23 protein-coding genes and 1 tRNA gene are annotated in these 17,882 nt (G+C 71.5%); 12 read left to right on the top strand and 12 right to left on the bottom strand.

Annotated features, from left to right (window positions below; all coding sequences use genetic code 11):
* Positions 1-31 precede the first annotated feature (31 nt).
* The 10 genes from BKA00_RS17000 to BKA00_RS17045 all read left to right on the top strand — a co-directional run bounded on the left by BKA00_RS17000 (position 32) and on the right by BKA00_RS17045 (position 7,519).
* The gene (locus tag BKA00_RS17000) at positions 32-421 is read left to right on the top strand and encodes a hypothetical protein (protein WP_185026175.1); all 390 of its coding nucleotides are present in this window, start codon (positions 32-34) and stop codon (positions 419-421) included.
* Positions 412-654 carry a hypothetical protein gene (locus BKA00_RS17005; protein WP_185026177.1) on the top strand — a complete coding sequence of 81 codons (243 nt, stop codon included), beginning with the start codon at positions 412-414 and terminating at the stop codon, positions 652-654. The genes BKA00_RS17000 and BKA00_RS17005 overlap by 10 nt, the downstream gene beginning before the upstream one ends.
* The gene (locus BKA00_RS17010) at positions 642-1,067 is read left to right on the top strand and encodes a DNA-directed RNA polymerase subunit alpha C-terminal domain-containing protein (RefSeq protein ID WP_185026179.1); all 426 of its coding nucleotides are present in this window, start codon (positions 642-644) and stop codon (positions 1,065-1,067) included. Before BKA00_RS17005 ends, BKA00_RS17010 begins: the two co-directional genes overlap by 13 nt.
* A gap of 156 nt (positions 1,068-1,223) precedes the next feature.
* A complete protein-coding gene (locus tag BKA00_RS17015; RefSeq protein WP_185034355.1) occupies positions 1,224-1,955 on the top strand; it encodes a GntR family transcriptional regulator in 732 nt (243 codons plus the stop codon).
* A gap of 140 nt (positions 1,956-2,095) precedes the next feature.
* Positions 2,096-2,524 carry a plasmid replication, integration and excision activator gene (locus BKA00_RS17020; RefSeq protein ID WP_185026181.1) on the top strand — a complete coding sequence of 143 codons (429 nt, stop codon included), beginning with the start codon at positions 2,096-2,098 and terminating at the stop codon, positions 2,522-2,524.
* Entirely contained in the window at positions 2,524-2,802 is a 279-nt protein-coding gene (locus BKA00_RS17025; RefSeq protein WP_185026183.1) for a hypothetical protein, read from the top strand. Before BKA00_RS17020 ends, BKA00_RS17025 begins: the two co-directional genes overlap by 1 nt.
* Positions 2,802-3,107 (top strand): hypothetical protein, encoded by a 306-nt coding sequence (locus BKA00_RS17030; protein ID WP_185026185.1) that lies wholly within the window; start codon positions 2,802-2,804, stop codon positions 3,105-3,107. Before BKA00_RS17025 ends, BKA00_RS17030 begins: the two co-directional genes overlap by 1 nt.
* Positions 3,108-3,195: 88 nt before the next feature.
* A complete protein-coding gene (locus tag BKA00_RS17035) occupies positions 3,196-4,653 on the top strand; it encodes an FtsK/SpoIIIE domain-containing protein (protein WP_230298714.1) in 1,458 nt (485 codons plus the stop codon).
* Positions 4,650-6,359, top strand: coding sequence for a replication initiator (locus BKA00_RS17040; protein WP_338072143.1), 1,710 nt, complete (start codon positions 4,650-4,652; stop codon positions 6,357-6,359). The genes BKA00_RS17035 and BKA00_RS17040 overlap by 4 nt, the downstream gene beginning before the upstream one ends.
* Positions 6,359-7,519: a site-specific integrase gene (locus tag BKA00_RS17045; RefSeq protein WP_185026187.1), complete on the top strand. Its 1,161-nt coding sequence runs from the start codon at positions 6,359-6,361 to the stop codon at positions 7,517-7,519. Before BKA00_RS17040 ends, BKA00_RS17045 begins: the two co-directional genes overlap by 1 nt.
* Positions 7,520-7,575: 56 nt before the next feature.
* On the opposite strand, the gene BKA00_RS17050 is transcribed toward BKA00_RS17045, so the two are convergent.
* The 9 genes from BKA00_RS17050 to BKA00_RS17090 form a co-directional block, all read right to left on the bottom strand.
* Positions 7,576-7,650 (bottom strand) — tRNA-Val (locus tag BKA00_RS17050).
* A 53-nt stretch (positions 7,651-7,703) separates the two neighbouring features.
* Positions 7,704-7,850: a hypothetical protein gene (locus BKA00_RS17055; RefSeq protein ID WP_185035385.1), complete on the bottom strand. Its 147-nt coding sequence runs from the start codon at positions 7,848-7,850 to the stop codon at positions 7,704-7,706.
* A complete protein-coding gene (locus BKA00_RS17060) occupies positions 7,847-8,239 on the bottom strand; it encodes a nuclear transport factor 2 family protein (protein WP_185026189.1) in 393 nt (130 codons plus the stop codon). The genes BKA00_RS17055 and BKA00_RS17060 overlap by 4 nt, the downstream gene beginning before the upstream one ends.
* A 115-nt stretch (positions 8,240-8,354) precedes the next feature.
* On the bottom strand, positions 8,355-8,990 hold the full coding sequence (locus BKA00_RS17065) for a dienelactone hydrolase family protein (protein ID WP_185026191.1): 636 nt from the start codon (positions 8,988-8,990) through the stop codon (positions 8,355-8,357).
* Positions 8,987-9,406, bottom strand: a complete 420-nt coding sequence (locus BKA00_RS17070; protein ID WP_185026193.1) for a CBS domain-containing protein — start codon at positions 9,404-9,406, stop codon at positions 8,987-8,989. The genes BKA00_RS17065 and BKA00_RS17070 overlap by 4 nt, the downstream gene beginning before the upstream one ends.
* A gap of 66 nt (positions 9,407-9,472) precedes the next feature.
* The gene (locus BKA00_RS17075) at positions 9,473-10,381 is read right to left on the bottom strand and encodes a proteasome assembly chaperone family protein (protein ID WP_221493189.1); all 909 of its coding nucleotides are present in this window, start codon (positions 10,379-10,381) and stop codon (positions 9,473-9,475) included.
* A gap of 115 nt (positions 10,382-10,496) precedes the next feature.
* Positions 10,497-11,477, bottom strand: a complete 981-nt coding sequence (gene cbbX / locus BKA00_RS17080; protein WP_230298713.1) for a CbbX protein — start codon at positions 11,475-11,477, stop codon at positions 10,497-10,499.
* Positions 11,474-11,902, bottom strand: a complete 429-nt coding sequence (locus BKA00_RS17085) for a ribulose bisphosphate carboxylase small subunit (protein ID WP_185026195.1) — start codon at positions 11,900-11,902, stop codon at positions 11,474-11,476. The genes cbbX and BKA00_RS17085 overlap by 4 nt, the downstream gene beginning before the upstream one ends.
* Before the next feature lies 1 nt (position 11,903).
* Entirely contained in the window at positions 11,904-13,337 is a 1,434-nt protein-coding gene (locus BKA00_RS17090; protein WP_185026197.1) for a form I ribulose bisphosphate carboxylase large subunit, read from the bottom strand.
* A 210-nt stretch (positions 13,338-13,547) separates the two neighbouring features.
* Here BKA00_RS17090 and BKA00_RS17095 point away from each other — a divergent pair, with 210 nt between their 5' ends.
* On the top strand, positions 13,548-14,474 hold the full coding sequence (locus BKA00_RS17095; RefSeq protein ID WP_185026200.1) for a LysR substrate-binding domain-containing protein: 927 nt from the start codon (positions 13,548-13,550) through the stop codon (positions 14,472-14,474).
* Here BKA00_RS17095 and BKA00_RS17100 read toward each other — a convergent pair.
* Positions 14,431-14,628 carry a hypothetical protein gene (locus tag BKA00_RS17100; RefSeq protein ID WP_185026202.1) on the bottom strand — a complete coding sequence of 66 codons (198 nt, stop codon included), beginning with the start codon at positions 14,626-14,628 and terminating at the stop codon, positions 14,431-14,433. The two genes, BKA00_RS17095 and BKA00_RS17100, sit on opposite strands and share 44 nt — an antisense overlap.
* A gap of 120 nt (positions 14,629-14,748) precedes the next feature.
* Here BKA00_RS17100 and BKA00_RS17105 point away from each other — a divergent pair, with 120 nt between their 5' ends.
* A complete protein-coding gene (locus BKA00_RS17105; RefSeq protein WP_185026203.1) occupies positions 14,749-15,927 on the top strand; it encodes a saccharopine dehydrogenase family protein in 1,179 nt (392 codons plus the stop codon).
* Between the two features lie 8 nt (positions 15,928-15,935).
* On the opposite strand, the gene BKA00_RS17110 is transcribed toward BKA00_RS17105, so the two are convergent.
* Together BKA00_RS17110 and BKA00_RS17115 are read right to left on the bottom strand one after the other, a co-directional pair.
* Positions 15,936-17,081 carry a GAF domain-containing sensor histidine kinase gene (locus tag BKA00_RS17110; RefSeq protein WP_230298712.1) on the bottom strand — a complete coding sequence of 382 codons (1,146 nt, stop codon included), beginning with the start codon at positions 17,079-17,081 and terminating at the stop codon, positions 15,936-15,938.
* Complete coding sequence (locus tag BKA00_RS17115; protein WP_185026208.1) at positions 17,078-17,734, bottom strand: response regulator; 657 nt, start codon at positions 17,732-17,734, stop codon at positions 17,078-17,080. The genes BKA00_RS17110 and BKA00_RS17115 overlap by 4 nt, the downstream gene beginning before the upstream one ends.
* Positions 17,735-17,882: the final 148 nt, after the last annotated feature.

Raw genomic sequence — 17,882 nt, forward strand, 5'->3', positions numbered from 1 at the left:
CGCTCTCTTCTTCCCTGTGGAGGTGGTGGCTGTGGGTGATGAGGTGAGTACGTGGGCGGCTGGCGTAGTGCGGCAGTCGGCTGCTGTGGCGCTGGTGGCCGACCTGGAGCGGCGGGGCCTGGCGGCCGAGGTGATCGACCAGGGCGCGGTGCGGGCGCGCAACCCGGCCGGTGAACCGGACGTTGGGGATCCTCGGGCGCGGGCGCTGAGTCCGGGACTGCGGCAGGAGGTGGTGTGCCGCACTCACCGGGGCGCGTTGTGGTGGTGGTGGGTCTGGTCGGGGCCGGACCGCCGTGCGCTCTCGGAGTTGGAACCGCTGTGCCCGGCGGCCAACATCGCGTTCGCGGGTGAGCGGATCGCGCGGGTGCTGGCCGTCCCCTTCGCCAGCTCGCCGGATGAGGTGTCGGGCGGGTGCGAATGATGGGCGTTTCATGGGTGGCGGCGGCGTCGATGTCGCCGGAGATCAGTCGACGGCCGGTGACGGCGCAGATCGAGCGGGAGTTCTCCGGGGTGGTGGCCTGGTACGGCACCGTCACCCAAGCATGGTGGGCCGTGGTCCGGGTCCGCGGTAAGCACCTCCTGGTGGAGGCCAAGAGTCCGAGCGAGTTGCGGGAGGCGATCGTCACCGCGCGGGGCTGGACGTGGCCGAGATGACGAGCGGGCCGAGCAAGGGCGGGCCGCATGCGGTGGGGCACGACCGGATCGGGACTGAATGCCCGGTCACGTGTCTTGGGGTGTGGACGGTCGGTGACTTGCTGGCCCTGCTGGTGGAGGCGCGGCGGGTGTCCGGGCTGCCTGCTGCTCCTGCCGATGCGGGCTTTGGTGCGCACAGGCATGAAGGCGGGCGCCTGTCTCGGGCGTGTCCGCTGGCGTGCTTGCAGTTGTCGACCAGGGTCCGCAACGCCCTGCGCAACGATCGGAACTGCACTGCCACGACGGTGGGTGACCTGCTGGACCTGCTGTGGTCGCGTGACCTGCACGAGGTGCGGTTGATGGGCGCGCGGGGAGTCGGCGAAGTGCATGCGGTATTGCTGGCGGCAGGGTTCTCGGTGCCAAGACTGGGGTGAGCTTCCCGGCGGTCGGCATCCCTTGCTGCCGTGGGCTAAAGCCGCGATAGGTGCGGGTCGGGGCGGCCCGGTAGTCGTGACGTAGGCGCGCATGGGCGCTACTGTGCGGTGAAGTGCGCTTATGCGGTCAAGCGCCAGAGTCGTCAGGTGGTCGTCATGTCGGGTTTGGAGTTCGAGCCCCCCAAGTACGCGCGGGTGGTGCTGGAGTTGCGCCGCCGGATCGAGAACGGGGACTACGCCCCCGGCGCCATGCTGCCCTCGGAATCTCAACTCGTGCGGGAGTTCGCGGTGGGGCGTACCACGGTGGTGCGGGCGCTCCAGATGCTCCAGCAGGACGGATGGATCATCCGCGAGCACGGGCGCGGCTCGTACGTCAAAGGCCGGCCCTCGTCGTCGGCGCGGCCTGCTCGTCCGGGCCTGGCGGTGCTGGACCAACCCGAAACCGCGGCCGGGGTCACGCTGGTCGACGTCGGATTGCAGCATGCGCCTACTGCGGTCGTCGGCCTGCTAGGCGGGGACAGTGGGCGTGTGGTGGCGCGGCGGTTGGTGACGGTCCGGGACGGGATCGCCTCGGAGGTGGTGACGTGCTGGTTCCCTCAAGAGCTGGTGTACGGGACCGACCTGGACAAGGATGCGGCGCTTCCGGTGGGGCTGCGGGCGCACCTGCGCACGGTCAAGGGCCTGCGCATCGATCACATCTCCGAGCGCATGACCGCGCGCCTTCCCGCAGGGGACGAACCCCACCTCTTGCAGATCAAGAAGTCTGAGCCGGTGCTGTCGGTGCTGGCTGGGCTGCATGACGCCTCGGATGCGGTGCGGTTCGTCGCCGAGGTCGTGATGCCCGGATCGCTGCATGAGCTGGAAGACGTCTACAGCGTCCCCGAATGACCCAATCTCCCTGACCTGCCGATACGCAAGATGTGATGCAGGTCACTCTTCTGTAAGGTTGTCCGGTCGAGTGGCTGAGGTACTTTCTAGACATGCACTCGTCCGGACAAGCGGACGGGTGAACATCTGGAGGTGCCGCAATGGCGGTAAAGGGTCCGTTCAAGGTCGCGTTCGGGGACATGTTCCCTCTCGGCGCGTTCGTCAAGGGCGGTGTGGAGGCGGTCCGCGACTTCGACGCCTCGACCAAGGAGACCTTCGTCCAGGCGCGAGACAAGGACACCGGCGAACTGGTGTGGGCCGTGGAAGTGGTCGACGGCGACCCCGAGTCCAAGGGGACGTTCAAGGTGAAGCTGACCGCGCCCGTTCAGCCGATCGTCCCGGAGGCTCCGGCGGGGTTCCCGTTCGTGCCGGTGGAGTTCGAGGGGCTGGCGGTCACGCCCTACGTCAACTCCGGTACCGGGCGGCTGGCCTACAGCCTCAAGGCGTCGGCGGTCCTCCCGGCCAACTTCAAGGGCGGCGGACGCACGACGAGCAAGGACAACGGCGCGGCCGCAAAGGATGCGGCCTGATGGCGGGCGGGCGCATGTCGGCGCTGTCGCTGCCGATCGATGCCGGGGCGTCGGTGGAGTTCAAGCCGTTCCGGGCGCGTACGCCGCTGTTCACGGTCTCGGCCGGTCGGGTGCTGGTCACCCTGACCCTCCCCGAGCGTGTCAGCGCGGGTGACGTGGAGTTCGCGCGGGGCCTGGCCTCCCAGGCTGCGGCCTACGCGGTGGAGGTGGAGCGGCTGTACCGGTCCGGTCGTCGTCCCTCGTCGGGCCGGTCCTCGGGCAAGGGAAAGGCGGCGTGATGGAGACCTCGTACAGCTTCACGACGGTGAGGGTGGACCCGGACGGCACCTCGCACATCTCGGTCCACCTGATCCCGGACCGGCAGATGTCGGTCTACTGCTCGGACGGCGGTCACCGCGCGCAGATCGCGTTCATTCACGCTGGCGCGAACGTGACCATCACGCCGACCAACCCCGAATCCCCGACCGCCGAGGACCTGGTGACCGCGCGCCGTCTGGCGGAGTTGTTCGGGCGGTACGCGGCCGAGGTGGAGCGGCTCCACACCCTCAACGGCACCTCGACGCCCCGCGAGTCGGCGGCCTGAAAGCAGGTGGGGCGGCTGGAGCTGGTACCTCCGGCCGCCCCGCTCTCCCCTCCCCGCTGAACAGCGCATAGAAGAGGTGAAACCCATCATGGCATGGGAATTCCGCAAGCTCGGCCCTGGTGAGAACGTCGCCGTAGAGGCGCAGCGTGACCCGTTCGCCGCCCCGAAGTGGGCGCCTCCGGTGTGGCACATGCCCGAAGGGCTCGTGCTCTTGGTCAACCTCGTCCGGGTCATCGTCCGGACGGTGGTGTTCCTGGTCCGCAACATCGTCCCCGTCTCTGTCCTGTCCGGGCTGGGCTGGCTCGGCTACCGGTTCGGATGGACGGTCCCCGTCGTGGTCCTGGCCCCCGCCGTCTTGGGCCTGTCCGGGTGGGTGCTGGCGGACCGTCCGTCCTTCGTGCGGTGGGTGGGTCGTCCCGCCCTGGCCCGGTGGCGACTCGTCACGGTCTACCGGCGGAACTGGCAACCCGTCCTCGTCACAGCGGGCCTGACCAAAGTCCACAAGGGTCGCGAGTACCTGCCCTCCCTCGTGCGGGTCCGCTGCGGCCCGACGTCCGACCGCGTCCTGGTGACGATGCTCAAAGGGCAGGCTCCCGACGCCTGGGAGGACGTCACTCCCAACCTCGCGCACGGGTTCGGCGCTGCCCTCGTCCGCGTCCGAATCGGGGACCGTCCGGGACGTATCTGGTTGGAGTTCGTCCGCCGCGATGCCCTCGCCGTCCCCATCCCTGCGCTGCCCATCCCCGACGCATCCGCGGTGGACCTGTCCGGGGCGGAGATCGGACGGCAAGAGGACGGCTCGCCCTGGCGGCTACGCCTGCTCGGGACTCACGTTCTGATCGCGGGCGCGACGGGCTCGGGCAAGGGGTCAGTGATCTGGTCGACCATCCGCGCGCTGCTGCCGCTGATGCTCGCGGGCCTGGTAGAGGTCTGGGCTGTAGACCCCAAGCGCATGGAACTGAGCTTTGGGCGTGCTTTGTTCGAGCGGTACGGGCGCTACAGCGACGATCCCAAGGGCGGCATGGTCGACCTGCTCGAAGCGGCGGCCGAGGACATGAACGCCCGCGCCGAACGCTTCGCCGGCCTCACCCGATCGTTCACGCCGTCCCGTGAGCACCCGTTCCGGGTGGTCCTGGTGGATGAGCTGGCGTTCCTGACCGCGTACTGCCCCGAACGGGACTTGAGAAAGCGGGCCGAGTCGGCGCTTGCCGTGCTGACCAGTCAGGGCCGGTCGGTGGGGTACTGCGTGATCGGCGCGCAACAGGATGCGCGCAAAGAGGTCAACAACCTGCGCAACCTGTTCCCCGACCGCATCGCCCTGCGCCTCGATGAAGACGAGCAGGTCGACATGGTCCTCGGCGACGGGGCCCGCGACCGTGGCGCCCTGGCCGATCAGATCTCGCCCATCCCTGAGATCGGGGCGGGGGTGGGGTTCGTCCGGCTGGAGACGACTCCTGACCCCGTGCGGGTGCGGGCGGCCTATGTCTCCGATGACGACATCCGCGACATGGTGGCGCTCGGCTTCCCTGATGTGGAGGCGGCGTGACGGTGCAACTGACCCTCGACGGTTCGCCCTCCGAGTCGGCTCCGGCTGGCGCGGGCTCGGAGACGGGCGCGGTGGTCAAGACGCTTCCTCCCCTGGCGCGGGGCGTGCTGGAAGCGGTCGCGGTCGAACACGGCGTGTGCATCCGGCCCGTCCCTATGCGGCGCGTGGACCTCAACACTGGTGCGGCCGAGGTCGTATACGTGCCGTGCGGTCACACGCTGGCCTCGGTGTGCCCGTCGTGCGCTGAGCGGAAGCGCAAGCTGCGGGCCGTGCAGTGCTCCCAGGGCTGGCACCTGACCGAGGAACCGGTCATCACGCGCGCCGACCCGAACGACGAGCAGCGCGCGTGGATGGAACTTCGGGCGCAAGCGGCTGCGGCCCGTGACAAGGCGGCCGAGGAGGGTTCGGCGGACGGGGAAGACGTCGGGTTCTGGGATGCCGTGGTCCGTGACCTGGACAACGAACTAGAACGCACCGGAGTCCGCGGCGCACTCAAGTCCGGGGATGAGAGCAAAGGTCGGCGGACACGTTCCACGCGGCGGCGGCAGGACGCCCCCGACCTTCCTCGACGTCCGGTCGACTCCCGCACCCTCGGCAAGGTCTACACGGGCAAGGACGGCAAGACGTTCCGGCCCTCGATCTTCCTCACCCTGACACTGGACTCCTACGGGCGGGTGCGCTCCGACGGAACACCGGTCGACCCGAACGGCTACGACTACACGCGCGCGGCTCGGGACGCGCTCCACTTCTCCAAGCTGGTCGATCGGTTCGTGCAGAACCTGCGCCGGTTCGTCGGCTACGACGTCCAGTACTTCGCCACCGTCGAACCCCAACGACGGCATGCGCCCCACCTGCACATGGCCATTCGCGGAACCATCTCCCGCGCCGAACTGCGCCAAGTCGTGGCGGCCACGTATCACCAGGTGTGGTGGCCCTCGACCGATCGCGTGGTCTTCGAGGGGGATCACCTGCCGGTCTGGGACGACGTGGCGGGCGAGAACGGCGGAGGCTACCTCGACCCCACCACGGGCGCGGTTCTCCCAACCTGGGATGACGCGCTGGACGCGCTCGGCCTGGACGAAGACGCCGAACCCTTTCACGTGGTGAAGTTCGGGCGGCAGATCGACGCACAAGGCGTCATGCCCGACTCACCCCAATCCCGCAAGCTCATCGGCTACCTCACCAAGTACCTCGTCAAGGGCGTCGCCGAATGCCACACCGCCGAGACATCGGCGCAGCGTGAGCACGTCGACCGGATGGCCGAGGCGCTCCGTTATGAGCCGTGCTCACCGACGTGCGCGAACTGGCTGCGCTACGGCATCCAGCCCAAGAACCCCCGCAAGGGGATGCAGCCGGGCTTCTGCAAGGGCAAAGCACACCGACGCGAACACCTCGGCTACGGCGGCCGCCGCGTCCTGGTCTCCCGCAAGTGGTCCGGCAAAACCCTCGCTGACCACAAGGCGGACCGTAAGGCGTGGGTCCTGGCGCGACTGGCTGAGGCCGGAATCCCCGTGCTCAACCCGGCCGATCCCACCGCTGTCCACGTCTGGGAACGCGCGGGCCCGGCCGATCCCGACGTCAAGCCGACCGAAGCACGGCTCCTGCACCTGATCAACGAACGCATCCAACGGCGCCGCCAGCTCGACGCCGCGACACAGAACGACACCCCCGAACTTCCGGCAACTCAGAGCAGAGAGGCCGCCTGATGGCTAACAGACAGGGCAAGCGCCGGTTCGGCAGCATCCGCGAACTGCCCTCGGGGCGCTTCCAAGTCAGATACCTGGGGCCGGACGGCAAGATGCGCTCGGCCGGAACGACCTACCCCACCAAGCGTGAGGCGGAACGGCAGCTCTCGCTCCTGGAAGCGAAGCTAGTCACGGGCGATTGGACGGACCCGCAACGCGCCAAGGTCAAGCTCTCCGAGTACGCGGCCAAGTGGATCAAAGAGCGGCCGGAACTCCGTGCGCGCACGGTCGAGATCTACGCGGGCCTTCTCCGCCGTCACATCGCTCCGTATCTCGGCAATCTGCCACTCGGCAAGATCGACACAGCGACCGTCCGTGAGTGGCGGGCCGCTCTGATCGATGCTGGCGTGGGTGCGTCGGAGGTGGCGAAGGCGTATCGGCTGCTGCGCGCCGTGCTCATGACGGCGACCGATGACATGATCATCGCTCGCAACCCGTGCCGGATCAAAGGTGCCGGCGAAGAGAAGCCGGACGAGCGGCCGGTTCTCACCGTCGCCCAAGTCTTCAAGCTGGCCGAGATGATGCCGGAGCATCTCCGCGCCCTGGTCCTCCTCGCCACGTTCGCAAGTCTGCGGTGGGGTGAGGTCGTCGCGCTGCGTCGGATGGACCTCGACGTCAACGCCGGGACGGTCACCGTCCGGCAAGCGCAAGTCGAGTTGGACACGGGTGAGCTGGTCATCGGGCCGCCAAAGTCGCGGGCGGGGTTGCGGACGGTGGCACTCCCCCAAGCGATCATCCCGGAGCTGCGGCAGCATCTCGGCAACCTGACCGATCCGGAGCCCGAAGCGCTGATCTTCACTGGCAAGCGCGGCGGTGTCCTGCGGCGGGCGAACTTCCGGCGGGCGTCCAAGTGGGGTGAGGCCGTGGCCAAGCTGGGCGTGCCTGACCTGCATTTTCATGACCTCCGGCACACGGGCAACACGTTCGCGGCCGAGTCCGGCGCGACGCTGCGCGACCTCATGGAGCGGATGGGACATGACAGCGTGCGGGCTGCGCTGATCTACCAGCACCGGACGGCGGGCGGTAACCGGGCGATCGCCCGAGCGATGGACGACAAGATCAACAAAGCCGACCAGGATGACGACGATGGAGCGGCCGGAGCGCTCGCGATCGTGGGCTAATGGCACGCTAATGGCACGAGACCCCGTTTCCAAGATCGGAAACGGGGTCTTTTGGCTGGTGGGCGCGGCAGGTTTCGAACCTGCGGCCACTCGCTTGTAAGGCGAGTGCTCTACCCCTGAGCTACGCGCCCGCGTTGCCGGGAAAGCGTACCTGGTTCATGGGGGCGATCGCGAAGCGGCCGGGTCAGGAGGGCAGGTGGATCCAGACGCCCTTGGGTTCGGTGTAGGCGTCCAGGGCGTAGGGGCCCATCTCGCGGCCCCAGCCGCGGACTTGAAGCCGCCCCAGGGGGCGGCGGGGTTCGTGCCAGTCCCGGACGGGGCGGCGGCTCACGCCATGGCCTCGCGGACGAGGTGGGTGTCGGTGAACTGCTCGAAGCCGGTGATCAGCCCGTCCCGCACCCGCCACACATGGACGAACCGGACGCGCATCCCCTTGCCGGTCGCGCGGTAGGTGCCCGAGTAGTGGCCGATCGCGACGACGGTCCCGTCGCCGCCGTCGACCAGTTCGTCGGGGTCGGCGCTGAAGCCCTTCCATTCCGCGCCGAGACGGCCGAACACCCCGGCCTTGACGGCGTCCGTTCCGACATAGGTGCCGGCGTAGGGGAATCCGGCCATCTCGGTCCACGCCACGTTGTCGGCGAACTTCTCGACCATGCCGTCCAGGTCGCCGCGGGCCGAGGCCGCGTAGTGGGCCTCGACGATGTCGTACGCCTCGCTCATTTGCCGTCCTCCCGGTGTCGAGCAGCAAGTCCAGCGTCGCAGAGTGCCGTGGTTCTTTCCTCTGCCCGAACAGCGTTTGTCCGTGGCGGCACGGGGGCGACGTCCTCGTCGCGGATCACAGGTGCCGGGTGAACCAGTCGGCCGCCTGCGCGGTGACCTCTTCGAGGGCTCCGGGCTCCTCGAACAGGTGGCCCGCCCCGGAGATCACATGCGTCTCGGACGCGGCGAGGCTCCGGTGCGCCTGCGCGTTCAGCTCCAGCACCTCGGTGTCGCGCCCGCCGACGATCAGCAGGACGGGGGCCCGGACCCGCGCGAGGGCCGGGCCCGCGAGGTCGGGACGCCCGCCGCGGGAGACGACCGCGGCGATCCGGGGGCGGGCCGCGGCGGCGCCGAGCGCGGCGGCCGCGCCGGTGCTCGCCCCGAACAGGCCGATCGGCACGCCCGCCGTGTGCGGGGCGGATTCGAGCCCTTCGGTGAGGGCGTCGACCGCGCCGACGAGCCGTCGCGTGAGCAGGTCGATGTCGAAGCGGAGGGCCGCGGTGACCCGGTCGGCCTCCTCCTCGGGCTCGGTGAGCAGGTCGATGAGGAGCGTTCCGAGCCCGGCGGCGTTCAGGCCGTCGGCGACCGCGCGGTTGCGGGGGCTGTGCCGCGAGCTGCCGCTGCCGTGCGCGAAAAGGACGACGCCCCGCGCGCCGTCCGGTATGTCCAGGTCGCCGGCCAGCTCCGCGTCCGGCAGCCTCAGCGTGATCATGTGTTGGGCGGCTCGGCGCTGATGTCGGCGAGGGCCGAGCGCTCGTCGCGCTGGACGGCGAGGTCGCCGATGGACACCATGCCGATCGGGCGGTCGCCGTCCACGACCGGGAGGCGGCGGACGGTGTGCGCCCGCATCAGCCGCACGGCCTCCTCGGCGCCCGCCCCGGGCCCGATCGTGATCAGGTTGGTGCTGCAGATCTCGGCGACGGCCGTGCGGGACATGTCCCGGTGCTCGGCCACGGCGCGGACGACGATGTCGCGGTCGGTGACCAGGCCGCGCAGCCGCCCCTCGTGGACCACCAGGACGTCGCCGATGCCGTGCCGGCGCATGAGGTCCCCGACCTCGACCAGGGTCGTGTCCGGGGACACCGCCACGGGCGCGGGCGTCATGACTTCGTTCACCTTCTGGCCCATGCGAGACCTCCCTCCGGGGCTCGCGTACCCAGCGCCGGACGGGATATGTCTCCCCGCGGGGAATGTCTACGCGGGCGAGTCGGGGCCCTCCCGCTCGGCGAGGAACCGCTCGAACTGCGCGCCGAGCTCGTCGGCGGTCGGCATGTCCTGCGACTCGGCCAGCAGGTTGTCGCGCTCGGCGGCGCCCGCGAACGCGTCGTACTGCTGCTCCAGCGCCCGCACGACCTTCTCGACCTCGTCGTTGCCGTCGACCTGCTCGGCGATGTCGGCTTCGGTGGCGGCGGCCGCCTCCCGCAGCCCGTCGACCGGCAGGACCAGCCCCGTCGCGGAGACGACGGCCTCCATCGCGGCGACCGCCGCGGACGGGTAGGCGGACTGCGCCAGGTAGTGCGGGACGTGCACCGCGAACCCGACGGCGTCGTGGCCGGCCTCGCCGAGCCGCAGCTCCAGCAGCCCCGCGGCGCTGCCCGGCACCTGCACCTTGTCGAACCAGGAGTTGCGGGTGATCAGCTCGGGCCGGGTCGCGTGCGAGGTGGTGCCGACCGGGCGGGTGTGCGGGACGCCCATCGGGATGCCGTGGAAGCCGACGACCAGCCCGACGCCGAGCCGCTCCACCAGATGCAGGACGGACGCGGTGAAGCCCTCCCACAGCCGGTCGGGTTCCGGGCCGGACAGCATCAGGAACGGGCTGCCGACCTCGTCGTGCAGCAGCCGGACGACGAGCTCGGGCGCCTCGTAAGCGGCCCAGTGGTCGCGGTCGAACGTCATCGGCGGCCGGCGCGCCCGGTAGTCGATCAGGGAGTCGACGTCGAAGCGGGCGATGACACGGTGCTCCAGCGCCTCCAGGAGGTTCTCCCGCACAAGCTGCCCGGTGGACCCCGCGTCCACGAAGCCGTCCAGGCTGTGCAGCAGCACCGGACCCGTCATCTCCGGCAGGTCGGAGTCGAGCTCGTACAGATCCTCTGGGTTAAGCAAATTCTCCCCCACCTCTACATGTCCTCAGACAGAGTATCCACTGCGGTGCGGCGGGTGCCGGGGCCTCCGGCACCCGCCGCACCGCGGTCGGTGGACGGCTCGGGTGGGGCCGCCGTCAGCCCGGGTGGTCCCCCTCGAAGACTCGGCTGGTCAGGAAGTCCTCGGGGCGGAGGGTGGTGAGGGCCTCGCGGTCCACCTCGCCCGGGTGGGCCAGGAGGCGGTTGGCGTGGCGCAGGCGGGCGCGCTCTAGGGCGTTGCGGACGGATCGGGCGTTGGCGAAGCGGGGCCGGGCGCGGCGGCGGGCCAGGTAGTCGCGGAAGACCGGCTCGGTCTCGGGGGCCAGGGCGTAGCCCTCGCGGTCCATCATCAGGCGGCCGATGACCTCCAGCTCGCCGGGCTCGTAGTCGGGGAAGTCGATGTGGTGGGCGATGCGGGAGCTCATGCCGGGGTTGGACGCGAAGAAGGAGTCCATGCGGTCCTTGTAGCCGGCGAGGACGACCACCAGGTCGTCGCGCTGGTTCTCCATGACCTGGAGGAGGATCTCGATGGCCTCCTGCCCGTAGTCGCGCTCGTTCTCGGCCCGGTACAGGTAGTACGCCTCGTCGATGAACAGGACGCCGCCCATGGCGCGCTTCAGGACCTCCTTGGTCTTGGGCGCGGTGTGGCCGACGTACTGGCCCACGAGGTCGTCGCGGGTGACGGAGACCAGGTGGCCGCGGCGGACGTAGCCGAGGCGGTGCAGGAGCTCGGCGAGCCGGACGGCGACGGACGTCTTGCCCGTCCCGGGGCTGCCGGTGAAGCACATGTGCAGGTTGGGACGTCCCGACTCGATGCCGAACCGGGCCCGGACGCGGTCGACGAGCAGCAGCGCGGCGATCTCCCGGATGCGGGTCTTGACGGGGGCGAGGCCGACGAGTTCGGCGTCCAGGGCGGCCAGGACGGCGTCGATCTCGGAGTCGGCGCGCTCCTTGGCGAGGTCGACGCGGGCGCCGGCGGGGAGCGGCTCCGCGGCGGGGGCCTCCTGGAGGTCCGCCGGGGAGCCGTTCCGCCGCATCCCGAAGCTCTGCCGCGTCCCCGGGTCGGGGTGTCCGCTCAACGTCCCGCCCCGTAGCGGTCTCCCTCGGGACGGTCGAGGGCGTAGGGGTGCAGCGTGTAGCGGACGCGCCGGTCGGAGGTCTCGGTGCGGTCGAGCCGGAAGCCGGGCTCCTCCGCCGGGCGCTGGACGATGAACGACAGCGCCGTCGTCTGCCGCCCGTAGCGGGCGTCGTAGGCGTTCAGCCGGACGTAGCGGTCCGGGTAGGCCCTGCGGCACTCGTTGACCTCGTACAGGACGCCGGCCGGGTCGGTGAGGTCGAACATCGGCAGCCCCCACATCTCCCAGTAGGAGTTGCGCGGGTGGGGGTCGTCGGTGAACTCGACGGAGCAGGGCCACCCCTGGTCCAGGGCGTAGGCGATCTGCTTGGCGATGTCCTCGTCGGTGAGGTCGGGCAGGTAGGAGAAGGTTCCCTGGGTGATCCGCATGTCACACGCTCACGGGGGTCGGGGCGGCGTCGGGGGTGTCGGTGGACTCGTAGGTGAAGGTGATGTCGCCCCAGGTGGACAGGGCGACCTCCAGCTCGCGGCTGTGCTTGGCGGCGGCGCGCAGGATGTCCGGGCCTTCGGCGAGGTAGTCGCGGCCCTCGTTGCGCGCCTTGATCATCGCCTCCAGCGCGACGCGGTTGGCGGCGGCGCCGGCGGCGATGCCCATCGGGTGGCCGATCGTCCCGCCGCCGAACTGCAGGATGGAGTCCTCGCCCAGGTAGTGCAGGAGCTGGTGCATCTGCCCGGCGTGGATGCCGCCGGAGGCGACGGGCATCGTGCCCGGCATCGACGCCCACTCCTGGTCGAAGTACAGGCCCTTCACCGGGTCGGCCTCGACGCGGTCGAGGCGGAGGGTGTCGTAGTAGCCGCGGACGCTGTTCGGGTCGCCTTCGAGCTTGCCGACGACCGTCCCGGCGTGGATGTGGTCGACGCCCGCCAGGCGCATCCACTTGGCGATGACGCGGAAGTTCACGCCGTGGGTCTTCTGCCGCGTGTACGTGGAGTGGCCCGCGCGGTGCAGGTGGAGGATGACTCCGTTCCCGCGCGCCCACTTGGCCATCGACTGGATCGCCGTGTAGCCGATGGTGAGGTCGATCATCACGATGACGCTGCCGAGCTCCTTGGCGAACTCGGCGCGCTCGTACATGTCCTCCATCGTCGCGGCGGTGACGTTGAGGTAGTGGCCCTTGACCTCGCCCGTCGCGGCCTGCGCGCGGTTGACGCCCTCCATGCAGTACAGGAAGCGGTCGCGCCAGCGCATGAACGGCTGGGAGTTGATGTTCTCGTCGTCCTTGGTGAAGTCGAGGCCGCCGCGGAGGGCCTCGTAGACGACGCGGCCGTAGTTGCGGGCCGACAGGCCGAGCTTCGGCTTGACGGTCGCGCCCAGCAGGGGGCGGCCGAACTTGCCGAGGTGCTCGCGTTCCATGACGATGCCGTGCGCCGGGCCCTGGAACGTCTTCACGTAGTGGGGCGGGATCCGCATGTCCTCCAGGCGCAGCGCCTTCAGCGCCTTGAACCCGAAGACGTTCCCGATGATGGACGACGTCAGGTTCGCGATCGAGCCCTCCTCGAACAGGTCGAGGTCGTAGGCGATGTAGGCGATGAACTGGTCGCCCTGCCCGGGCACGGGCTCCACCTTGTAGCACTTGCCCTGGTAGTTCTCGTAGGAGGTGAGCCGGTCGGTCCACACGACCGTCCAGGTCGCGGTGGACGACTCGCCCGCGACGGCCGCGCCCGCCTCCTCCGGCGGCACCCCCTGCTGGGGCGTGATGCGGAAGGCGGCGAGGATGTCGCTGTCCTTCGGCTCGTAGTCCGGGCGCCAGTAGCCCATCTCCGCGTAGGGGATCACGCCCGCCGACCATCTGCCCGCGCTCATCGCCGCTCTCCTTCAGCCGAAGCCTGGACGTGGCGGGACGCGGCGCGCCGCCCCGGTGGAGGACGGCATGTCCCAGGGGTTCGGGGTGGAGCGCCGCGTCCCGGCCACGTGGAACCGTGACGCGTCCGAGAATCGCCTCCTGACACTTGCGGTGTCCATCAAGTGTTCTACGTTGACGTTCAAGCATTCGCTTGAACGAGGAGGCGGGACGTGACGGAGGCGCGACTGCGGGCGCTGGTCGCGCTCGCCGACACCGGGTCGGTGCGGGCGGCGGCGCGGCGGCTGTACGTGACCGAGTCGGCGGTGTCGGCGGCGGTCGCGGCGCTGACCCGGGAGCTCGGCGTCCCGCTCGTCTCGCGGGAGGGCCGCGGCGTCCGGCTGACCGGCGCGGGCGCGGTCTACGCCGGGTACGCGCGGCAGGTGCTCGGGCTGCTGGAGGAGGGGCGGGCGGCGGCGCGCGGCGCGGCCGATCCGGGGCGCGGGCCGCTGCGGCTGGCGGCGGTGACGACGGCCGCCGACCAGGTCCTCCCGGAGCTGCTGGCCTCGTTCCGGGCGCGCTGGCCGGACGTGGAGCTGGCCCTGGAGGTGGGGCCGCGCCGCCAGGTGTGGAGCAGCCTCGCCGCGCACGAGGCCGACCTCGTACTGGCGGGCCGCCCGCCGGCCGGCGTGGCGGCGACCGTGCTGGCCAGGCGGCCGAACGAGCTGGTCGTCGTCGGCGCGCCGGATCTCGCCGCGGGGTTCGCCCTGGCCCGCACGCCGTGGGTGATGCGCGAGCCCGGGTCGGGGACGCGGGCGAGCGCGGACGCCTACCTGGCCGAACGGGAGGCGGCGCCGCCGCGGCTCGTGCTCGGCTCCAACGGCGCGGTGATCGCGGGCGCGGCGGCCGGGCTCGGCGTGGCGCTGGTCTCGCGGGACGCCGTCGGCGCGGAGCTGGACGCCGGGCGGCTCGTGGTGGTCGACGCGCCGGGGATGCCGCTGGACCGGCCGTGGCACGCGGTGGCGGGCGCGGCGCCGACCGCGACGACGCTGCTGTTCGTCCGGCACCTGCTCGGCGCGCCCGGCTGGCGCCCCGCCGCGGCGGGCCCCGATGCGGCTAGGGCAGGTTCCACAGGGACACCGACAGCAGCCCCAGGCTGACCGCGATCAGGATCATCGCGGCGGACCGCCCGCCCTCGCCGGACGGGGCGGTGCTCCGGCGCGCCAGCAGGACCACGAAGGTCACGAGGAAGCCTGCGGCGGCGACGTCCATCGCCACGGCGAGTCCCGTCGTACCGACAACCATCCGCATCATCGGAGCAACCCTAGAGGAGTGCGGCCCTCCGCGAGTGCGGTCCCTCACATCGGCGGGCCGATACGCATGAACGGCTGCCGACGCGACAAAATCGTGCTCGAAACCGTGAAAGGGGCCTCCATGACCGCCGACCGCCCGTACGACGTCGTCCTGTTCGGCGCCACCGGCTTCACCGGCGCCCTCACCGCCGAGTACCTCGCCCGGCACGCCGGGCCCGGCACGCGCTGGGCGCTGGCGGGCCGCAACCAGGCGAAGCTGGCGGCCGTGCGCGACCGGTTGGCGGAACTCGACCCGGCGTGCGCCGAGCTGCCGCTGCTGCACGCCGACACCACCGACGCGGCGTCGATCGAGCAGATCGCGGAGTCGGCGCGGGTCGTCATCACGACGGTCGGCCCCTACGTCAAGTACGGCGAGCCCCTGGTGGCGGCGTGCGCGCGCGCCGGCACGGACTATGTCGACCTCACCGGCGAGCCCACGTTCGTGGACCAGATGTACGTGAAGTACCACGAGGCCGCGGTGCGCAGCGGGGCCCGGATCGTGCACGCCTGCGGGTTCGACTCGATCCCGCACGACCTCGGCGCCTACTTCACGGTCAAGCAGCTCCCGGAGGGCGTCCCCCTGCACGTCGAGGGGTTCCTGCGGGTGCGCGGGGACGCCTCCGGCGGCACCCTGCACTCGGCCGTCGGCATCTTCGGCGACGCCGCCGGCATGGTGCGCGCCGAGCGCGAGCGCCGCAAGGTGGAGGACCGCCCCGCCGGGCGCACCGTGCGGATCTCGCGGCGCCCGGCGCCGAAGGCCCGCGTCGGGGGCGGCTGGACGCTCCCGCTGCCCACCATCGACCCGCGGATCGTCGTCCGCTCGGCCGCGGCCCTCGACCGGTACGGGCCCGACTTCTCCTACGGCCACTACGTCGCGGTCAAGCGGCTCGCCACCGCGGCGGGGATGGCGGCGGGCTCGGGCGCCCTGCTCGCCCTCGCCGCGCTCCCGCCGACCCGCAGCCTCCTGCTGCGGCTCCGGACGCCCGGGGACGGGCCGTCGGAGGAGCGGCGCGCCCGCAACTGGTTCAGCGTGAAGTTCGTCGGGGAGGGCGGCGGCAGGCGCGTCGTGACCGAGGTCGCGGGCGGCGACCCCGGTTACACTGAGACGGCGAAGATGCTCGCCGAGTCGGCGCTGTGCCTCGCCCACGACGATCTGCCCGCGACGTCCGGGCAGGTCACGACGGCCGCCGCGATGGGCGACGCGCTCATCGACCGGCTCGTCAAGGCCGGGATCACCTTCCGCGCGCTCGACGCGGGCTGAGCCCGGGTTCAGGGGCGGCGGCCGGGGACGGGGATGACGGCCTCGACGGTCGTGCCGACGCCGGGGCGGCTCGTCACCGCGACCCGGCCGCCGAGCAGCTCGGCGCGCTCGCGCATGCCGCGCAAGCCGTAGGAGTCGGGCCTGCGGCCCCGGCCGCCCCGCGCGAGGACGTCCCGCATCGAGAAGCCGGCCCCGTCGTCGGCCACCTCCAGCCGGACGCGGTCGCTGGCGTGCTCCAGCAGCAGGTCGACACGGGTCGCCGACGCGTGCCGCAGGCTGTTGCCGACCGCCTCCTGCGCGATCCGGTACAGCGCGGTCTGCACGTGGTCGGGCAGCTCGTCCTCCAGTTCGCCCTCGACGGTCACGGTCACGTCGAGGGCGCCGGGCGCGCCGGATCCGTTCCCGGCCTCCCGGGCGAGGGTGGCGAGCGCCGCCGACAGGCCGAGGTCGTCCAGGACGGGCGGGCGCAGTCCGCCGATGGCCGCGCGGGTCTCGGCGGCGGCCAGCTCGCACAGCCGCCGCGCCATCATGATCTGCGCCAGCCCCTCGGGATGGTGCTCGGGCAGCGCCCGCTCCGCGGCCGACAGGTGGAAGCCGAGGCTGGCGAGCCGCTGGGCGATGCCGTCGTGGATCTCCCGGCTCAGCCGCGACCGCTCCGCCTCCTGGGCCTCCACGGCCCGCTCGGCGAACCGCTCGGCCGCGTGCTCGCGCTCGCGCGCCGTCCGCAGCCGCCGGCACGACGACAGGACCGGCGCGAACAGCCCGGCGAGCGCGGTGGCGAGCGCGAGGTCGTCGGGCGGGCACGGCCCGGCCGACCGGACGTCCACGACGGCGATCACGATGCCGTCGCCGTGCACGGGGATCGCGGCGCCCCGCCCGTCGGGATGGGTGCGGGCGCGGCCGTGGGCGGCGACCCGGCCGACCTCGCCCTCCCCCAGCGGGACGGGCGCGCCCCGCCATTCCAGGACGCGCTCCTCGTCGTCCAGGACGTACACGTCGCAGAACGTCAGGGCCCGCGCGGACCGCACGACCAGCTCGGCCAGCTTCTCGGCCATCCGCGGCAGCTCGCGGTCGGAGCAGGCCACGCCCGCGACGCGGACGAGCAGGTCGCTCCCGCGCGAGGCGAGCAGTTCGAGCGGCCGCTCGCCGGTCACCGGAACAGCCCCTCGCGCAGCGCGACGGCGATCGCCGCCGACCGGTCGGCCACCTCCAGCTTGCGGTAGAGGGCGCGCAGGTGGCTCTTGACCGTCTCCTCGCTGAGCACGAGCCGGGCGGCGATCGCCTTGTTCGACAGGCCGCCCACCAGCAGCGACAGCACCTCGCTCTCGCGCTGGGTGAGGCCGCGGTTGGCGCCCGGCCAGAACTCGCCGCGGGTGAGCCGCGCCGCGGTCACCGCCATCCGCCCGGCGAGCGTCGGGTCGATGACCGTCTCGCCCTGCGCCACCTCCTCCAGCCGCCGGACCAGCTCCGGGCCGTCGACCCGCTTGAGCAGGTAGCCGCCCGCCCCCGCGCGCAGCGCCTCGAAGACGTACTGCTCGTCGTCGTACACCGACAGGAACACCACCCGGGCCTCCGGGACGCGCCCGGTGATGAGGCGGCACAGGTCGAGGCCGCTCTCGGGGCCGAGCCGCACGTCGAGCAGGACGACGTCGGGGCGCAGCGCGGTGACCAGCCGGGCCGCCTCGTCCCCCGTCCCCGCCTGCCCGACGACGCGCACCCGGCCGGAGAACCCGGCCAGCATCGCGGTCAGTCCGGCGAGGATCATCTCGTGGTCGTCGACCAGGACGACGCGTACGGGGACACCCATCCCGGCACGATAACAACCAAAGCTACTCGCCAGTAGCCCCCTTCGGGACGGGGCTCCCGCCGTTTCACCCCCGCTCTCCCCTGAATGGGGGACGAGCCGCCGCGCGGACCGGCCTACGCTGCACAGCGAAAACCGGATTCCGCAGGAC

The organism is Actinomadura coerulea (assembly GCF_014208105.1).
Lineage (GTDB): Bacteria > Actinomycetota > Actinomycetes > Streptosporangiales > Streptosporangiaceae > Spirillospora > Spirillospora coerulea.

Excerpts from the sequence above, each read along its gene's own strand:
- BKA00_RS17015 (WP_185034355.1), top strand. The coding sequence starts at position 1,224 with ATGTCGGGTTTGGAGTTCGAGCCCCCCAAGTACGCGCGGGTGGTGCTG.
- BKA00_RS17020 (WP_185026181.1), top strand. The coding sequence starts at position 2,096 with ATGGCGGTAAAGGGTCCGTTCAAGGTCGCGTTCGGGGACATGTTCCCT.
- BKA00_RS17025 (WP_185026183.1), top strand. The coding sequence starts at position 2,524 with ATGGCGGGCGGGCGCATGTCGGCGCTGTCGCTGCCGATCGATGCCGGG.
- BKA00_RS17030 (WP_185026185.1), top strand. The coding sequence starts at position 2,802 with ATGGAGACCTCGTACAGCTTCACGACGGTGAGGGTGGACCCGGACGGC.
- BKA00_RS17035 (WP_230298714.1), top strand. The coding sequence starts at position 3,196 with ATGGCATGGGAATTCCGCAAGCTCGGCCCTGGTGAGAACGTCGCCGTA.
- BKA00_RS17045 (WP_185026187.1), top strand. The coding sequence starts at position 6,359 with ATGGCTAACAGACAGGGCAAGCGCCGGTTCGGCAGCATCCGCGAACTG.
- BKA00_RS17060 (WP_185026189.1), bottom strand. The coding sequence starts at position 8,239 with ATGAGCGAGGCGTACGACATCGTCGAGGCCCACTACGCGGCCTCGGCC.
- BKA00_RS17065 (WP_185026191.1), bottom strand. The coding sequence starts at position 8,990 with ATGATCACGCTGAGGCTGCCGGACGCGGAGCTGGCCGGCGACCTGGAC.
- BKA00_RS17070 (WP_185026193.1), bottom strand. The coding sequence starts at position 9,406 with ATGGGCCAGAAGGTGAACGAAGTCATGACGCCCGCGCCCGTGGCGGTG.
- BKA00_RS17085 (WP_185026195.1), bottom strand. The coding sequence starts at position 11,902 with ATGCGGATCACCCAGGGAACCTTCTCCTACCTGCCCGACCTCACCGAC.
- BKA00_RS17090 (WP_185026197.1), bottom strand. The coding sequence starts at position 13,337 with ATGAGCGCGGGCAGATGGTCGGCGGGCGTGATCCCCTACGCGGAGATG.
- BKA00_RS17100 (WP_185026202.1), bottom strand. The coding sequence starts at position 14,628 with ATGATGCGGATGGTTGTCGGTACGACGGGACTCGCCGTGGCGATGGAC.
- BKA00_RS17105 (WP_185026203.1), top strand. The coding sequence starts at position 14,749 with ATGACCGCCGACCGCCCGTACGACGTCGTCCTGTTCGGCGCCACCGGC.
- BKA00_RS17115 (WP_185026208.1), bottom strand. The coding sequence starts at position 17,734 with ATGGGTGTCCCCGTACGCGTCGTCCTGGTCGACGACCACGAGATGATC.